The following is a 15707-nucleotide window of genomic DNA, read 5'->3' as shown; positions in this document are numbered from 1 at the left end:
TCAGGCCACCGCCCGCCACATGGCGCACAACGGATCGGATTCGGCGCTGGCGGCGCACAGCTGCACCGCGGCCAGTTGCGAGGCTGCCGTGCGCCCCGGGGCGTGCAGGTACACCCGAGGCAATTGCTCGCCATACAGTTCGCAGGTGCGCTCGATCAGCGCCTGCAGGGCCTGGTCGTTGTCGGCGCAGCCCTGGGCCAGCACCTGCTGCCAGGCACCGCCGGAGGCCAGCAGCAGCACGCTGCGGCGCGGCTCGGCCAGTACGAAGAGGAAGTCGCCTTGGGCCAGTTGCGCCGAACAGCGGTTGTAGGCGGCCATCAGGTACGGCTGCACCGAGCGCAGGCTCAGGCGGCTTTCCCGCCCCAGGGCCTGCAAGCCCTGGAGCAGTGCCTCGGGCAGTGCGGTGGCGATGCGCGCGGCACCGGCCGGCTCCGGCGAAAGAACGATGCGCCAGTCATCCAGAGGCTGCCCGTAAAGGTTCTCGAAGCAGGCCCGGGCGTAGGCGTCGAGTTCGCGCGGGGTACCGATGGCATCGCTCCAGGGCACCAGGCAGAAGCGGCTGTAGCGGGCCGAGAGCAGCACGCGCAACTGCGCGCCGCGTGCCGGATGCTCACCCAGCAGCCCGGCCAGGGCTTGCAAGGCCGGGGCCCAGGCCGGCTGGGCGGCGTCGCAGGCAAACGCGCGGCTGCCCAGCCATTGATGCTGCCGGCCGTGCCAATGGCCCAGGCCGACACCCTCGGCGCCCAGCACCGCGCAATACCGATCAGGCGATAAATGTGACACGGTTGATCTCCTCGAGTGTGGTGCGGCCATCGCGGACCAGGTCCACGGCCGAAGCGCGCAGCAGGCGCAGGCCGCGTTGGCAGGCCAGCTGCTTGATCTGCGAAAGCGGGCGACGTTCGACGATCATCTGCCGCAGGTCGTCGTCCAGGTGCAGCAGTTCGGCAATCGCGCTGCGCCCGCGGTAGCCGCTGCCACGGCACTGGCCGCAGCCCTGGGCGCGCACGAAGCGCCAGTCGGCCACCGCGTCACGGGCCAGGCCCGAGGCGGCCAGCAAGTCGTCGTCCGGTTCGCAGGCCTGCGCGCAGTGCGGGCAGGCCAGGCGCACCAGGCGCTGGGCCAGCACGGCATTGAGCGCCGAGACGAAGCTGTAGGGATCGACCTGCATCTGGCTGAAGCGGCCGATCACGTCGAACACGTTGTTGGCGTGGATGGTGGTGAACACCAGATGCCCGGTGAGCGCCGACTGCACGGCGATCTGCGCGGTATCCGGGTCGCGGATCTCGCCGACCAGGATCTTGTCCGGGTCGTGGCGCAGGATCGAGCGCAGGCCACGGGCGAAGGTCAGGCCCTTCTTCTCGTTGACCGGGATCTGCAGCACGCCGGGCAACTGGTACTCGACCGGGTCTTCGATGGTGATGATCTTGTCCATGCCATGGTTGATCTCGCTGAGCATGGCGTAGAGGGTGGTGGTCTTGCCGCTGCCGGTGGGGCCGGTGACCAGGATCATGCCGTAGGGCTCGGCGGCCAGCCGGCGCAGGGCCTGCAAGGTGTGCGCCTCGAAGCCCAGGGCCTGCAGCTGCACGCCGCTGACCTGGTCGGACAGGTCCTGCTTGTCCAGCACCCGCAGCACCGCGTCCTCGCCGAAGATGCTCGGCATGATCGAGACGCGGAAATCGATCTGCCGCTCGCCGATGGCCACCTTGAAGCGACCGTCCTGGGGCACGCGTTTCTCGCCGATGTCCAGCTCGGCCATCACCTTGATCCGCGAGATCACCTGTTCGGCGAAGGCGCTGCCGCTGGCCTTGCCGGCAGCGTTGAGCACGCCGTCGATACGGTACTTGATGGTCAGGCCCTGGCCAGTCATCCCCAGGTGGATGTCGCTGGCGTGCAGCTTGAGGGCGTCGTACAGGGTGGAGTTGACCAGCTTGACCACGCGGCTCTGGTCTTCGCTGATGCTGGTCAGCGACAGGCGCTGCAGCGGGTCGGCCTCGCTGCCAGGTTCAGCCTCGTGGCCGAGGGCATCGACGGCGTGGAAACTTTCCTCGTGGCGGGCCAGGAACGCGGCGAGGTCGGCGGCGTGGGCCAGGTACAGCGGCGCGCCCTGCAGGCAGTCGTCGATCCAGGCCAGGCGGGCGCTGTCGAAGGGGTCGGCGAACACACCGACCCGCTCGCCGTCGTGTTCGACCAGGGCGAATTCGTGTTTCAGGCACTGCGCCAGGCTGACCCGGTCGAACGCCGGGGCGCAGGCGAACAGCGCCTGGGTGGCAAGCACCGGGTAATGCAGGGTGGTGGCCAGGCGCTGGGTGAAGGTGGCCGGGGTGTCGCTGGACAGGTGTTCCAGGCAGGCCAGAAGGCGCTCATGGCCGGCTTGCTGGCGGGCCTGGGCCAGGAGATCGCGGGGGTATGGAAGATAAAGGGGCGCCTGTTCCGGATTGCCGGCGACGAGGCCTTTACTGCTTGCATCAAATGCCTGGGACATGGCCTGCGACTCCGCTCAGGGGCGGCGCCGCGGGCTTGGGGGCCTTGGGCGCCGCTATTCCCCGGTGAGCAGTTGTTCGTCGTCAGGTTCGGTGGGCTTGCCGCCATTGCGTCGGCGGTCGGCCAGGACCCAGCTGCCATCGTACAACTGCAAGGGGAACGACTCGTTCCTGTTCTGGCGTCGTTCGACGTACCCTTCGGCCGGCTGGTCGGTGCTTCTGCGCTGGCGCTCGATGCCCATCAGGTCGAAGACGGCGCGGGCCAGTTCCATCAGCGGGAACGGCTTGAACAGGACATGGGTCACGCCCAGTTCGGCAGCCCGCTCACGGACCTCGGCGGTCGGGTGGGCGGTGATCAGCACGAAATGGCATTGCCTGTTCCTGCGCACGGTCTCCAGGACCTGAAACCCCTCCATGTCGGGCAAGCGGTAATCCAGCACGATCACGTCCGGTGCCTGTCTCTCGGCCTCTTCGATACCCGTGGCACCGTCGTGGGCGAGATGGACCTCCAGGCCTTGCGCCTGCAGATAAGCTTGCAGGTTCTGCGCAAGGGTCTGTTCGTCATCGACTACCAATACTCTGTTCACCAAGGTCCACTCCCATGAACTGCCCGGTTCCCCGGTCTGCGAAGTGCGGCCTTGTAGAGGCTTGAGCAGGCTTCGTGCCAGGCATGAAAAATCAGTGCTTACCGCTTTCAAGTCGTTGATATCGTTGAAGCTTGTCTGTCACCTCAGAGCTTGCAGGCTGGCCGTTCCCCATATCCGGGGAAGATGATGGCACATTGCCCGGTAGCGTTTCCCCCAACAATGGGGAACGCCCTGCCCGCCCTTCAGTCGGCGCGCTCCACTGTAGCGGAATCACGCAAACGTTGGCGCACGGCTTGCCGGGCCTGACCCTGCAGTTGCGCGACGAGCGCATCCCTGGCCAGGCGCAGGCCTTGTTCTGGTAGGACAGAAGTATTATCACTTTGGTTCTGCATTCCTTGCAGTCTATGCCAGTTGGCTTGATGGAAGGCTGCAACTTCGGCGCTGCTGGGTTCTTCGATCGCACTCAGCCGGGCGAAAACCTGCTGGGCGGCCATCTCATGTCGAGTGTAGTCAGCGAAGCCTGCCCGATCGAAGCCGGCCTGCGCCAGGCGCTGCTCGAACACCGCGGGGCTGCCGAAGGCCGCCTCAACCTCGCCGACCCGCGCCGTCACCTGCGCATCGCTGATGTCGATGCCCTGGCGCTGGGCCTCCTGCCAGAGCAGTTCCTTGTCGATCAGTTCATCCAGGGCCTGCGCGCGCAGACGCTGGTAAAGGTTGGGGTTGCGGATGCTCGCCACCGCCCGCCCCTGGGCCTGGAGGTATTCGCTGAAGTAGCGCTCCAGGCGCAGCACCCCGATCTCCACGCCATTGACCCGCGCCGCCGGGGTGTCGGCGTGGCTGGCCAGGGCGAGCAGCGACAACAGGCAGGCAATCAGGGTGCGCATGGTGATCTTCTCCTGAGTCTCAAGGGCTGTCCGGCAGCGCTCGGTACGGTGCCACTTCAATGAAACCGGGGCCCGGCAGGCTTACCTCCACCACATGGGCACCTGTCATGCCTTGGCGGCGTCCGGGGCCGAAACCCAGCAACGGCGTGAAGCCGGTATCGATGTCATGCAACTGCTCCAGGGCGATCAACAGCTGCTCACGGCTGGCGTCGCGCCCGATCTGCTTCAAGGCTTCGACCAACAACTGCCAGGCGCACAGGGTACTGACCTGCAACGACGCCTGGCGCGGCTCCAGCCCCTGGCGCAACTGCACCCCGGCAAGGGTCGCCCGGCCTTGCGCGGTCCAGTCGCCGGGTACGAAGGGATAGGCCAGCAGCACCCGCCGCGACCATGATGGTGGCAACCCCGGCACGGCGCCGGCCACCTGCCCCGACGCGGCGAACAGGTACGGGTCGCGCCCGCTCGCCTGCAGGCTCGACGCCAGCTCGGTGAAGGCCTGGGCGTGGCCGAGGAAGAGGATACCCTCGCCGTCCGGGGCCTGGCCCGTGAACGCCACGGGCGCAGCGGTGGCCAACCCCAATTGATGCAAACGCTGCTGTACTGCCTGCGCCGCATCGGCCTGCCCTGCGCCGGCATACACCACCCGCAAGGCAGCGGGCGCCAGGCCAAGGGCATCGCGGGCATGCAGCGCCACGCTGAGCAATTGCCCGGGCACGCTCGGCAAGGGATCGAACACCTGCGCGTTGCCACCGCTACGTGGCGTGGCACCGATCAGCGGCAGGCCGGCCTGTTCCAGCTGACGGCTATCGAGCAGTGGCGCCAGGGGCGCGACCAGGGCGAACACCCGCTCTCGTTGCATCAGCGTGTCCAGTGCCTGTGCGGTGCTGGCCGGGTCCTGCCCTGGGTCCAGCGCGACCAGTTGCAGGCGTCGTCCATGGATGCCTCCCTGCTGGTTCAACTGCGCGACGCCATCCTCCAGCACTGCCCGCACCGTTCGCCCGGCCTCGGCCAGCGGCCCCTGCTCGGGCAGCAAGGTACCGAGGCGCAAGGTGCCCTCCTCCACGCCGGGGTCGCGGTCCTCGCCCAGGCGCTTGAGGTAGGCGGCAAGGTTGCGTTGGTCGGCCAGGCTCAGGTCGAAGCGTGGCATCGCCGGGTCGAGGCGATTGCCGGCGGGGTCGGTGCCGCTGCGGATGACCCGCGCCAGGCTGGCATCGGTGTAGGCCGGGTAGCGCCGGTTGTTGGCCTCGCGATAGCCAGGGCCAAGGGCCAGGCGTTGCCAGTCCAGGCTCGGCGGGCGCACTCCGCCTTCGCTGCGGCCGCGCCCGTCGTTGCCGTGGCAACCGGCGCAGGGCAACACGCTGGCCGGCACACTCATGTCGCCGGGGCCGACCCGGGCCAGCAACTGGGCGTCGCTGCTGGAGACGCCTTCGCGGTAGAGGCGTTTGCCGGCGAGTTCCTGTTCGCTCAGTTGCACCGCCCCGCACAGGCACCCCCACAACATGAGCATGACCCACTTGGCAGCGGCGCTCATGATGTCAGCGCCCCGCCAACGGCTGTGCCAGCAGTTGCATGCGCTGGGCGATCGCAGCGGGTGGCGCGTCGGGGCGGATCTTGCTCCAGCGCTTGCCCGCCACGTCACCGGCAATCAACTGCGTCGAGTGCTGCTCGGGGCTGGGCAGGAACTGACCCAACCGCCCCAGCACCAGGTCGACGCTGGCCTTGTCGCCGGTCAGGAACAGCCAGTTTGGCCCATCGACTCCCTGCTTCTGCGCAAACGCCTTGAGTACCTCTGGCGTGTCGTTCAGAGGGTCGCTGCTCAGCGACACGAACGTCACCTGCGCCGCCAGTGCCGGGCCCATGGCCTCGCGCACCTCGCGCAACTTGCGGGTGATCAGCGGGCAGGCATCGTTGCAGTGGGTGAAGATCACGTTGAGCATCACCACCTTGTCCTTGAGCACATCGCTGTAGAAGCGCAGCTCGCGGCCGTCCTGGTCCTTGAGCACGGTGTCGGTGAACCAGGTCTGTGCATCACGGGTGCCAGCGCCGCTGCTCATGGTCTGCGGCGCCGGTTGTGGCGTCGGCGCGTGGCCCTCGTGGGCGAACGCCACCGAGGCGAGGATCCACAGGCAGGCGCCGAGTACCAGCCAGTCGAGGCTGCGCATGCTGGCATGGCGGGAAGTGTGGGCGCTCATGGCTGTACCTCCTGGCCGGCGATGGCCGTGCTCTTGGCATGCACCCGGCGCGCGCTCAGGCGGTTGACCTCGCCGATCAGCACGTTGGGGTCGGTGAAGCCGTAGAAACGCGTCCAGTGGCCGCTGCGCCCGTCACCCACCAGGATCAACGGCGGGTGTTCGCTGAGGTTGGCGCTGAAGCTGCCGAGCCCCTTGAGCGTTTCGCTGATGGCGTAGGGCGAACCGGTCAGCCAGCTCCACCCCGGCCCGTGCTGGAATGCCCGGGCGTAGCCGGCCAGGCGCCTGGAATCGTCACGCTGTGGATCGACGCTGATCGACACCAGGCGGATCTCCTCGCCCACCCGCCCGCCCAGCTGCTGCTGGACCTTGCTCATGATCGACGAGACCACCGGGCACACCGTGGTACAGCTGGTGTAGATGAAGCCCATGACCACCAGGTGATCGCCCACCAGGTCCTTTTCCAGGCGCACCGGCATGCCATCCTGGTCGAGCAGCGCCACATCGGCGAAGCGCACGCTGGCTTTCTCCTGGTGAGCGGCCGGCGGTTGCTCGGGCGTGCCGCCGTGATCGTGGCCGGCGTGGGCCAGCGCCAGGTTGCTGGCCAGCAGCAGGCTCAGGCCAAGCAGTTTTCCACCCTGCAGACTTTTCATCGCACACTCCTGGGTTCCCCTTGGGAAGCGGTGGGCGCCTCGGCGGCCGGCAGGACGCGCAGGCTGGTGTAGTTTTCTTCGGTGAAGGCCCGCCCGAGGCTCGGCGACTGCACGTGCAGGTACCAGGCGCCGGCCTCGGCCAGTTCCAGCGGCGCCTGGTAGAGCCCCTCGCCCACCTCGACCAGCGCCACGTTGCGCGGCAGCGACGAGGGCGCGAGGAAATAGCGCAGGCTCAGGTCGCCAAGCCCAAGGCGCGGCTTGCCGTCCTCGCCGAGGATGCGCACCCGGGCCAGGTACGGAGTGTGCTGCAGCAGCGGCTGGTCGGTACCGATGAACTCGGCGTGGGCACGCTTGGGCACGCCCGACTGTGGCAACGCCGCGACCTCGGTGCTGAAGCAGTGGATGATCTGCGGCTGGTTGAGCAGGAATGCCACGTCAAAGGTGCCGGCGGCCGGCAGCTTCACTGTCGAGCCGTACACGCCGGGCGCCAGCTCGCGCAGGCTGCGGTCGATGACCAGCGCGGCGCGGGCTTGGTGGCCGCGGTTGTTGTAGCCCGACATCGGCGCGTTCATGCCCTCGGCATAGAAGTAGGTGGTGTTGTCCACCGGGTTGACCACGAACACCGCATTGTCGTCGCGGGAAATGCTCACCCCCTGGGCCAATGGCAGGTCGCCGGCCTGGCGCGGCGCCGCCGGGCCAGCCTCGAAACCCTGGACAATTGGCTCGCGCCCCTGGCCGAGGCTTGCCAGGTTGATCATGCTCACCTTCGGCGAAGCCAGCCCACGCACGTAGGCGTAGGCCTTGGTGAAGGTCAGCTGGTATGGCTCGGCGGCCACCGGGATGCGATGGAGCAACTGGTCGGTACTGGCATCGATCACCAGCGCCTGGTTCTCCAGGGTGTTGAGCACCACACCGTAACGACCATCCTGGCTGAAGCGCATCGGCCCCAGGCCCTGCTCGGCCTTGACCGTGTGGCGCTGGGTGTGGCTGCGGGCGTCGATCACCCGCACCGTGCCCTCCTGGCCATCGACCACGTACACCGCCTGCGACAGCGGCGAATAGGCCACCGACAACGGGTGCGGGCCAACCTCGAGGGTCTTCACCAGGCGCATCTGCGCAGTGTCGATCACGCTCAGGGTGCCGCCGTCGCGGTTGCTGACGAAGGCGAAGCGCGAGTCGGCGCTGAAGGCGATTTCGTGGTGGCCGGAGCCGGTGGCGAACGACTTGAGCGTGGTGCGGCTGGGCACATCGATCACCGTCACCCCACCCTTGGCCGGGTCATGGCTGTTGTTGCCCACCCACAGCAGGCGCTGGTCCGGTTGCAGCGCCACCCGCAGCGGCTGCTCGCCAGCGTCGAGGGTGGCCACGCGGGTAAACGTCTCGGTGTCGATCAAGGCCACCTGGTTGCGCTCGGGCATGGACACGAACACCTGCTTGTCATCGCCGGTGGCCACCCAGTCCATGGGCCGCCCCGGAAGGTCGATGCGCGCCAGGGTGCTGGTGACCCCGCCCACCGACACGGTCGGGTCGATCACCGTCAGGCTGGCGTCCTTGTTCAGTACCAGCAGGAAGTAGCTGTTCAGGTCGAGCAAAGGGCGAGCGCCGATGCTGCTCTTGAGAAACAGCGCCACGCGCGCCTTGCAGCTGCTGTCGCGGTCACCGACCGGCGCCGACTGCGCGGGGTCGAGCCAGGCGCCCGGGGCCATGCCCGACAGCGGCTGGCCACTGCTCTGGTCGCTGACCTTGAAACGGATATTGGCAAAGTCGCCCTCGCGCAGTTCACCGCCGGCCAGGGGCCGCGCCTCGAACTCCACGGTGACGCCGTCGCGGCTGAGCGTGTGCAAGGCCTGGGGGTCGGCAGACTCCTGCAGCAGCTCGCGAGGGTCGCACCAGAGTTTTTCGTAGGCGACGCCGAAGCCGATCAGCGCGGTGCCCAGCAGCAGGCCCAGGTAGGCTGGGCGCAGCTTGCGATTCATGCCGGCACGCATGGGGTAGCGCCTTCGAGGGGGATGAACATGCTGCACCTCCACAGGACTCACGGGTTCTGTGGAGGGTGGAAGCAAGCGTTATGCCATCAATAAAATTGTTTTGAATCAGCGTGTTGGAGAAACAAGTGGAAGGTAATGGGGAGGCTGCCCCAAACACGGGGGCGCTTTGCGCCCCCTCTTTCAGGCCAGTACCAGCATAGAGCCGGGAGACCGGTTAAGTCTGATGTTTCAGGGTGGGAATGACCGCGTCAGGGCAGCCAGATGTAAGACGACAGTTTTGCAGCGCTCTCGGGACCGAGCGCCGCCCGCGCGGCGCATCGCGGATGAATCCGCTCCTACATCTGTTGCAACGTGGCCATGCCTGATAGGCCATGGTTGTTAGCCTTGTGCGTTTGACGCGATTTCTCGAAGGGCATTGCTGCCGCCCCACCTGTCTCAAGCCCTGTGCCAAGGCTGGCAACCCTGGCCTGACAGGTTCGGTACGTTGCAACGAATGTAGGAGCGGATTCATCCGCGATGCGCCGCGCGGGCGGCGCTCGGTCTCATAGGCGCTGCAAGGGTTCAGGCGAACACTTAGTGCCCATCACGCGCTCTCTGTCTCCGGACAACCAAATTACGTACCACGTAGTATGTAATTATTTCTAATTCACCACTGATGAAGACATACACAGGACCCTCGACTCTCCACACTCATCCGCCGCAAACACACCATTCACCGATCAGCCGTGCAGCCTCCTCCGAAGAGATCAAGGCAGTGTCGACTGTAAACGGCTCCTCTTCCCACGACTCGTACTCATGATTCACCACCGACGCCCAGATCGGAGGCGTCAAGCCCGGAATATCGACCTCACGGCGCTCTACTCTGCGCCGGTGCTCCACCTTATCGGAACAAATCACCAGGACATCCACCAACCGAACGCCTGCCCGTGTCGCTACATCGCGCCACGCCGCCCGGCTCTCGGCCACGGGATTGACACAGTCGGCGATCACCGTGCGACCAAGTCGCAGGTTGTCGAGTGCCAGTTCAAAGGCCACCAGGTAGCCGCTACGCCCGACCTCCCCGGCCAGCTCGCCGGAACGTCGAAGGGCTTGCTCGAGGGTGTCGATACGTAGATAGACCGCACCGAACCTTGCGGCCAGGTGCTTGGCGATGGTGCTTTTCCCGGTACCGGGCAAGCCGCTGAAGACGATGAGCATTGACTGTCCTTGAATGAGTGGATGCCGAGCGACCAAGCCCCTGTCGAATCACTGCCTGGGCTCCCCGAGGCTGCCCTCGGCAGTGAGCCGGGGCAACAGGTAATCGAGCAACGTCCGGACCTTGGGCAACCCTTCTCGCCTTTTCAGCCAAACCAGGTTCATCGGCAACCCCTGTGAGGTGAGCTGCGGCAACACCTCGACCAGCGTGCCACGCTCGATATGACTCCGGGTCAGCCAGGTCGGCAGCTGGCCGATGCCCAGGCCCGCCAGGACCGCGCCAAGCATGCCTTCGCCATCGCCGATGGCCAGGTGTGGCTGGACAATCCGCTGCCTGACCTCGCCCGGCAGGCCGCCGCCCAGGTACCACGGCGTGACCAGGCCTGTAGCCTCGCCATAGCCGATGCACAGGTGGCGCTCCAGGGCTTGCTCGTCCTGTGGCGTGCCATGCCGCGTCAGGTAGTCGGGCGAGGCGCAGAACGCCAGGCGCTGGGCACCGAAATACTGGTGCCCCAGAGCCGCGGGCCAGGCTTGCCCGCCGCCGATTCGCACAAGAATGTCTACGCCCTCCTGCACCGGATCGATGTAGCGGTCGGAAAACGATACATGCGGCTGCAACCGCGGATGGGCCTGAGTGAACGCCACGATCAGCGGCAGCACATGCAGTCGGCCAAAGGCGGCTGGCAGGTCGATCCGTACCTTGCCATGAGGCGCATCGCTTTCGGCGAAGATAGCTTGCTCGGCCTCTTCCAGATCAGCCAGCACGCCGGTGCAGGTCTTGTAGAACAGCACCCCCGCCTCGGTCAGCGACAACCTGCGGGTGGTGCGGTTGAACAATCGCGCGCCCAGGCGCGCCTCCAGCCGCGCCACCCCCTTGCTCACCGCCGAGCCACTGAGACTAAGGCGCTCGGCGGCGGCGCTGAAGCTGCCCATCTCGGCCACCGCGACAAAGACGTCGATTCCCTTCAACCGTTCGGATGCGTACATCAGCCACTCCATTGATGACGAAAATTCCGCTACCTGCGGAATTTATCGCCCAGATCGATCCTGGGTTCTCCAATAGGCTACGGCAAAAGCAAGGTGGCCCCAAGCGCCTGCCTGCCCTCCTTTCACCTTCCCAGGGACCTGGATCATGACAATTGAAACGCAACCAGCACAGCACACTGCCACCGGCCGCTTGCTACCGGTGGCCACTGCGGTGTTCCTCGGCCTGATGACCATGGGCATGCCGCTGGCCAGCGTGCCGCTGTGGGTCCATGGGCAGCTGGGCTACGGCATGCTCGTGGTGGGGTGTGTAATGGGCGTCGAGTCGCTGGCCACCCTGCTCACCCGTCATTTCGCCGGGACCGCTGCCGACCGTCGCGGCCCGAAACGGGCGGTGGTTATGGGCCTGCTGGGCAGCGCGGCCTCCGGCCTCTGCTACCTGGTGGCCGCGCAACTGCAGGATGCCCCTGCGGCCAGTCTGGCAGCCATCATCACCGGGCGGATCGCCATGGGCTTTGCCCAGAGCCTGCTGTTTACCGGTGGCAGCACCTGGCCGATCGCTCTGTTCGGCGCAGAGCAGGCCGGCAAGGCGCTGTCCTGGATTGGTATCGCAATGTTCGCCGGTATTGCCTGCGGCGCGGCGGTGGCAGCGCAGCTGGGTGAAGTCGCAAGCTTTGCCTGGGTGTCGGCGGTGACGGCGATCATTCCGCTGCTCGGCCTGCTGATTGCACTGCGCACGCCGGCGGCCCGCCTCGTCCACACACCGGGCGCATCGATGCCCCTGGCGGCGCTGCTGGCTCGGATCTGGCGCCCCGGTCTGGTGTTCGCGCTGGCGACCGTGGGCTATGTGTCGGTCTCGTCGTTCATCACGCTCACCTACGCGCACCATCAGTGGAGCGGCGCCGGCTATGCCCTCGCCGCCTTCGGTGCGGGTTACGTCTGCGCCCGCCTGTTGTTCGGCACTCGGGTGGACAGCACCGGGGGGCCGGGCATGGCCTTGTCGATGCTGGCCATCGAGGCCATCGGCCAGTTGCTGTTGTGGCTGGCGGCGAGCCCCGCCCAGGCGATGCTCGGGGCGGTACTGAGCGGCTTCGGCGTGTCGATGATCTATCCCTTGCTGGCATTGGTGGCGCTGCGTGCGGTGCCATTGCACAGCCTGGGACTGGCCATTGGTTTGTATGACGCCTGCTTCGATATTTCCATCGGCCTGGCGGCGCCGCTGGCCGGTTTGCTCGCCCGCCAGGAAGGGGTACCCGCGGTATTCCTGATCGGCGTACTGGCCTCGCTCGCGGCGATGCTGGCCGCGCCCTGCGCCTATCGCAACGCGATCGATACCTCCCGGGCCAGATGCTCGCGCAACCACTGATGCGCAGGATCGCGGTGCACCCGCTCCGGCCACAGCATCAGCATCTCGAAGCCCGGCACCGCCAGGGGTGCCTCCACCACCGCGAGGGCCGGGTTCCCGGCCACCAGGCGCTGCGGCAGCATGGCCACCAGGTCGCTATCGACCAGCATGGCCGCAAGACCCGAGAAACGCGGTACCGACAGCACCACGTTGCGCGCCAGGCCCTGTTTGGCCAGGGCGTCGTCGGTGGGGCCGCTGAAGCCACCGCCGTCGGGCGAAACGATCACATGCTCCAGCGCGCAGAACTGCTTGAGCGTCGGCCTGCGCCTGAGTCGCGGATGATCGGCGCGCCCGGCCAGCACGTAGCGGTCAGCGAACAACGGGCGCTGGCGCAAACCGGGCGGCGCATCGATGGCGATGTGGAAAGCCAGGTCCAGCTCGCCCTGCTCGGCCTTGCGCGCCAGTGTCGGCGGGTTCATGTCGACAATGACCAGGCGCGTGCCGGGGGCGGCCGCACGCAGCGGGCCCAGCGCAGGGCGCAAGATGGTCGCTTCGGTGTAATCGGTCGCGGCCACCCGCCAGGTCAGTTGTGCCTGGGACGGGTCGAATGGCCGCTCGGCGGCGATGGCCAGGCGCAGCGCTTCCAGGGCCTGGCTCAACGGCTCACGAAGCGCCAGGGCGCGGGCAGTCGGGCGCATGCCGCGGGCACCCGGCAACAGCAACGGATCGCCCAGCGCATCACGCAATCGTGCCAGCTGCACGCTGACCGTCGGCTGGGCGAGGTGCAGGCGTTCGGCGGCGCGGGTGACGTTGAGCTCGGCGAGCAACGCGTCGAGGGTAACCAGCAGGTTCAGGTCCAGACTTCGCAAGGAATCATGCATGGCAATACCTGCAATTCAATCTATTCATTTCAACAATATGCAGGGTATCCGCATGCTTTGACCATCCCCTACCGGAGCCCGACCATGAACATCCTGATCGTCTACGCCCATCCCGAACCCCGCTCGCTCAATGCCGCCCTCAAGGACTTCGCCGTCCGCCACCTCGAAGGCCAGGGGCACCATGTCCAGGTCTCGGACCTCTATGCCATGAAGTTCAAGGCCGTGCTGGACGCCGACGACAGCGTCGAACACCCCGCCGGTGAGCGTTTCAGCCCCTCCGACGCCTCGCGCCGGGCGTTCGCCGATGGCACCCAGGCGGCCGACATCGTCGCCGAGCAGGCCAAGCTGCAGTGGGCCGACGCAGTGATCCTGCAGTTTCCGCTGTGGTGGTTCGGCTTGCCGGCGATCCTCAAGGGCTGGGTCGAGCGTGTGTACGCCTATGGCTTCGCCTACGGTGTCGGCGAGCACTCCGACCGGCACTGGGGAGATCGCTACGGCGAGGGCCGGATGGCGGGCAAGCGCGCCATGCTGATGGTCAGCATGGGCGGTTGGGCCTCGCATTACAGCGAGCGCGGCATCAACGGCCCGCTCGACGACATCCTGTTTCCCATCCAGCACGGCATCCTGTTCTACCCGGGGTTCGAGGTGCTGCCACCGTTCGCGGTGTATCGCACCAGCCGGGTCGACGACGCGGGCTTCGCGGCAGCCTGTGGGGCACTGGGCCAGCGGCTCGATGGCTTGTGGAGTGATGCGCCCATCCCGTTCCGGCAGCAGAACGGCGGGGATTATGCGATTCCGGCGTTGACCCTGCGGCCAGAGCTTGCGCCTGGTCGGGACGGATTGGGTGTGCATGTTGCCGACTAGGTGTCCGCCACAACCCTGTCGGCGGACACCATCGACCACCACGCTGATACATTTATTTTCACCGTATTGATTAATGAAATATTTCATGTCATGTTCTTCTCCGTGCCCAGGCGCTTCCCAAGCAAGGCCCTGGACGATACGCCCCACCCACCGGAGTCAAGAACATGAACAAGACAGGACTTCTCGGCGCGCTGGCACTCTGTGCCTGCAGCGCCTTCGCCCAGGCCGACGACGCCAGCCTGCGCATCGGCATCGAGGCCGCCTACCCGCCCTTCTCCTATCGCACCCCAGAAGGCGAGCTCGCCGGCTTCGACTACGACATCGGCAACGCGCTGTGCGCGCAGATGCAGGTCAAGTGCCAGTGGGTGATCCAGGAGTTCGACGGCATGATCCCGTCGCTGAAGGTGCGCAAGATAGACGCCGTGCTGTCATCGATGTCGATCACCGAGGATCGCTTGAAGTCGGTCGACTTCACCGACAAGTACTACCAGACCCCCGGCAAGTTCGCGATGAAGGCCGGCAGCCGGCTCGACACCCCGGCGGTGGACCTCAAGGGCCGCAAGGTCGGGGTACAGCGGTCGTCCACCTACGACCGCTTCGCCACCGAACAACTGGAACCTGCGGGCGTCGAGATCGTGCGCTACGCCTCGCAGAACGAAGCCTTCCTCGACCTGGTGTCCGGGCGCCTGGACGCCACCCTCGCCGATATCGTCAACACCGAGGAGAGCTTCATCAAGACCCCGGCGGGCCAAGGTTTCGCCCTGGTCGGCCCGGACATCCGCGACCCGCACTATTTCGGCCGCGGCGCCGGGATTGCCGTGCGCAAGGGCGACAGCGCCAACCTCGCGCGGCTCAACGCCGCCATCGCCGCGATCCGCGCCAATGGCACCTACCAGCAGGTGCAGCGCAAGTACTTCCCGTTCGACATCTACGGCCAGTAACGCCGGCCGACGAGGGTTTTCATCATGCTTCATGGCTATGGATCGAGCATTCTCGATGGCGCGTGGCTGAGCGTCAGCCTGGCACTGCTGGCGATGGCATTGGCCATCGGCCTGGGCCTGTTCGGCGCGGCCTGCCGCTTGTCACCGTTGCGATGGCTGGCGGCACTGGGCGAGGTCTATGCCACGGTGGTTCGCGGCATCCCCGACCTGGTGCTGATCCTGCTGGTGTTCTATGGCGGCCAGGACCTGGTCAATCGCCTGGCACTGGCGCTGGGCTACCAACAGTACATCGACATCAATCCGTTCGTTGCCGGGGTGTGCACCATGGGCTTCATCTTCGGTGCCTACCTCTCGGAGACCTTTCGCGGCGCCTTCCTGGCGATCCCCAAGGGCCAGGCCGAGGCTGGCGCCGCCTACGGCATGAGCGGCCTGCAAGTGTTCTGGCGGATCAGCCTGCCGCAGATGGTGCGCCTGGCGTTGCCGGGCTTTACCAACAACTGGCTGGTGCTGACCAAGTCCACCGCGCTGATCTCGGTGATCGGCCTGCAGGACATGATGTTCAAGGCCAAGAACGCCGCCGACGCCACCCACCAGCCGTTCACCTTCTTCCTCGCCGTGGCCGCGCTGTACCTGCTGCTGACCAGCGTGTCACTGCTGCTGTTGCGCGGCGTGGAACAACGTTACTCGGTCGGCTTCAAAGCCGCCGAACTCTAGGGG

At 66.6% G+C, this 15707-nt stretch carries 15 protein-coding genes; 4 read left to right on the top strand and 11 right to left on the bottom strand.

Features of this window, described 5'->3' with window-relative positions; all coding sequences use genetic code 11:
* The 10 genes from ABZO33_RS20270 to ABZO33_RS20225 all read right to left on the bottom strand — a co-directional run bounded on the left by ABZO33_RS20270 (position 1) and on the right by ABZO33_RS20225 (position 10962).
* Positions 1 to 783, bottom strand: coding sequence for a hypothetical protein (locus ABZO33_RS20270; protein WP_414537461.1), 783 nt, complete (start codon positions 781 to 783; stop codon positions 1 to 3).
* The gene (locus tag ABZO33_RS20265; RefSeq protein ID WP_414537460.1) at positions 764 to 2482 is read right to left on the bottom strand and encodes a GspE/PulE family protein; all 1719 of its coding nucleotides are present in this window, start codon (positions 2480 to 2482) and stop codon (positions 764 to 766) included. The genes ABZO33_RS20270 and ABZO33_RS20265 overlap by 20 nt, the downstream gene beginning before the upstream one ends.
* A gap of 54 nt (positions 2483 to 2536) precedes the next feature.
* Positions 2537 to 3070 (bottom strand): response regulator, encoded by a 534-nt coding sequence (locus ABZO33_RS20260; protein ID WP_023631301.1) that lies wholly within the window; start codon positions 3068 to 3070, stop codon positions 2537 to 2539.
* A 239-nt stretch (positions 3071 to 3309) separates the two neighbouring features.
* The gene (locus tag ABZO33_RS20255; protein ID WP_414537459.1) at positions 3310 to 3951 is read right to left on the bottom strand and encodes a SurA N-terminal domain-containing protein; all 642 of its coding nucleotides are present in this window, start codon (positions 3949 to 3951) and stop codon (positions 3310 to 3312) included.
* A gap of 19 nt (positions 3952 to 3970) precedes the next feature.
* On the bottom strand, positions 3971 to 5458 hold the full coding sequence (locus ABZO33_RS20250) for an ABC transporter substrate-binding protein (protein WP_414537603.1): 1488 nt from the start codon (positions 5456 to 5458) through the stop codon (positions 3971 to 3973).
* Between the two features lie 28 nt (positions 5459 to 5486).
* Positions 5487 to 6143, bottom strand: a complete 657-nt coding sequence (locus ABZO33_RS20245) for an SCO family protein (protein ID WP_414537458.1) — start codon at positions 6141 to 6143, stop codon at positions 5487 to 5489.
* Positions 6140 to 6793 carry an SCO family protein gene (locus ABZO33_RS20240; RefSeq protein WP_414537457.1) on the bottom strand — a complete coding sequence of 218 codons (654 nt, stop codon included), beginning with the start codon at positions 6791 to 6793 and terminating at the stop codon, positions 6140 to 6142. Before ABZO33_RS20240 ends, ABZO33_RS20245 begins: the two co-directional genes overlap by 4 nt.
* Positions 6790 to 8769: a cytochrome D1 domain-containing protein gene (locus tag ABZO33_RS20235; protein WP_414537602.1), complete on the bottom strand. Its 1980-nt coding sequence runs from the start codon at positions 8767 to 8769 to the stop codon at positions 6790 to 6792. The genes ABZO33_RS20240 and ABZO33_RS20235 overlap by 4 nt, the downstream gene beginning before the upstream one ends.
* 702 nt (positions 8770 to 9471) lie before the next feature.
* Complete coding sequence (locus ABZO33_RS20230) at positions 9472 to 9978, bottom strand: AAA family ATPase (protein ID WP_414537456.1); 507 nt, start codon at positions 9976 to 9978, stop codon at positions 9472 to 9474.
* 48 nt (positions 9979 to 10026) lie between these two features.
* On the bottom strand, positions 10027 to 10962 hold the full coding sequence (locus tag ABZO33_RS20225; RefSeq protein WP_414537455.1) for a LysR substrate-binding domain-containing protein: 936 nt from the start codon (positions 10960 to 10962) through the stop codon (positions 10027 to 10029).
* A gap of 145 nt (positions 10963 to 11107) precedes the next feature.
* On the opposite strand from ABZO33_RS20225, the gene ABZO33_RS20220 reads away from it, so the two are divergent.
* Complete coding sequence (locus ABZO33_RS20220; protein WP_414537454.1) at positions 11108 to 12325, top strand: MFS transporter; 1218 nt, start codon at positions 11108 to 11110, stop codon at positions 12323 to 12325.
* Here ABZO33_RS20220 and ABZO33_RS20215 read toward each other — a convergent pair.
* Positions 12274 to 13185: a LysR family transcriptional regulator gene (locus ABZO33_RS20215; RefSeq protein WP_414537453.1), complete on the bottom strand. Its 912-nt coding sequence runs from the start codon at positions 13183 to 13185 to the stop codon at positions 12274 to 12276. The two genes, ABZO33_RS20220 and ABZO33_RS20215, sit on opposite strands and share 52 nt — an antisense overlap.
* Before the next feature lie 84 nt (positions 13186 to 13269).
* Here ABZO33_RS20215 and ABZO33_RS20210 point away from each other — a divergent pair, with 84 nt between their 5' ends.
* From ABZO33_RS20210 to ABZO33_RS20200, 3 genes are all read left to right on the top strand, one after another.
* The gene (locus tag ABZO33_RS20210) at positions 13270 to 14049 is read left to right on the top strand and encodes an NAD(P)H-dependent oxidoreductase (protein WP_414537452.1); all 780 of its coding nucleotides are present in this window, start codon (positions 13270 to 13272) and stop codon (positions 14047 to 14049) included.
* A gap of 164 nt (positions 14050 to 14213) precedes the next feature.
* The gene (locus tag ABZO33_RS20205; protein WP_414537450.1) at positions 14214 to 14990 is read left to right on the top strand and encodes an ABC transporter substrate-binding protein; all 777 of its coding nucleotides are present in this window, start codon (positions 14214 to 14216) and stop codon (positions 14988 to 14990) included.
* 24 nt (positions 14991 to 15014) lie between these two features.
* Positions 15015 to 15704 carry an ABC transporter permease gene (locus ABZO33_RS20200; protein WP_094012169.1) on the top strand — a complete coding sequence of 230 codons (690 nt, stop codon included), beginning with the start codon at positions 15015 to 15017 and terminating at the stop codon, positions 15702 to 15704.
* Positions 15705 to 15707 lie beyond the last annotated feature (3 nt).

Source organism: Pseudomonas sp. CAM1A (assembly GCF_047501685.1).
In the GTDB taxonomy this organism is placed as follows: Bacteria; Pseudomonadota; Gammaproteobacteria; order Pseudomonadales; family Pseudomonadaceae; genus Aquipseudomonas.
This window is presented reverse-complemented; position numbering and strand designations above follow the sequence as displayed.

Excerpts from the sequence above, each read along its gene's own strand:
- ABZO33_RS20265 (WP_414537460.1), bottom strand. The coding sequence starts at position 2,482 with ATGTCCCAGGCATTTGATGCAAGCAGTAAAGGCCTCGTCGCCGGCAAT.
- ABZO33_RS20215 (WP_414537453.1), bottom strand. The coding sequence starts at position 13,185 with ATGCATGATTCCTTGCGAAGTCTGGACCTGAACCTGCTGGTTACCCTC.
- ABZO33_RS20255 (WP_414537459.1), bottom strand. The coding sequence starts at position 3,951 with ATGCGCACCCTGATTGCCTGCCTGTTGTCGCTGCTCGCCCTGGCCAGC.
- ABZO33_RS20220 (WP_414537454.1), top strand. The coding sequence starts at position 11,108 with ATGACAATTGAAACGCAACCAGCACAGCACACTGCCACCGGCCGCTTG.
- ABZO33_RS20245 (WP_414537458.1), bottom strand. The coding sequence starts at position 6,143 with ATGAGCGCCCACACTTCCCGCCATGCCAGCATGCGCAGCCTCGACTGG.
- ABZO33_RS20210 (WP_414537452.1), top strand. The coding sequence starts at position 13,270 with ATGAACATCCTGATCGTCTACGCCCATCCCGAACCCCGCTCGCTCAAT.
- ABZO33_RS20240 (WP_414537457.1), bottom strand. The coding sequence starts at position 6,793 with ATGAAAAGTCTGCAGGGTGGAAAACTGCTTGGCCTGAGCCTGCTGCTG.
- ABZO33_RS20250 (WP_414537603.1), bottom strand. The coding sequence starts at position 5,458 with ATGCTCATGTTGTGGGGGTGCCTGTGCGGGGCGGTGCAACTGAGCGAA.
- ABZO33_RS20235 (WP_414537602.1), bottom strand. The coding sequence starts at position 8,769 with ATGAATCGCAAGCTGCGCCCAGCCTACCTGGGCCTGCTGCTGGGCACC.
- ABZO33_RS20225 (WP_414537455.1), bottom strand. The coding sequence starts at position 10,962 with ATGTACGCATCCGAACGGTTGAAGGGAATCGACGTCTTTGTCGCGGTG.
- ABZO33_RS20200 (WP_094012169.1), top strand. The coding sequence starts at position 15,015 with ATGCTTCATGGCTATGGATCGAGCATTCTCGATGGCGCGTGGCTGAGC.
- ABZO33_RS20205 (WP_414537450.1), top strand. The coding sequence starts at position 14,214 with ATGAACAAGACAGGACTTCTCGGCGCGCTGGCACTCTGTGCCTGCAGC.
- ABZO33_RS20230 (WP_414537456.1), bottom strand. The coding sequence starts at position 9,978 with ATGCTCATCGTCTTCAGCGGCTTGCCCGGTACCGGGAAAAGCACCATC.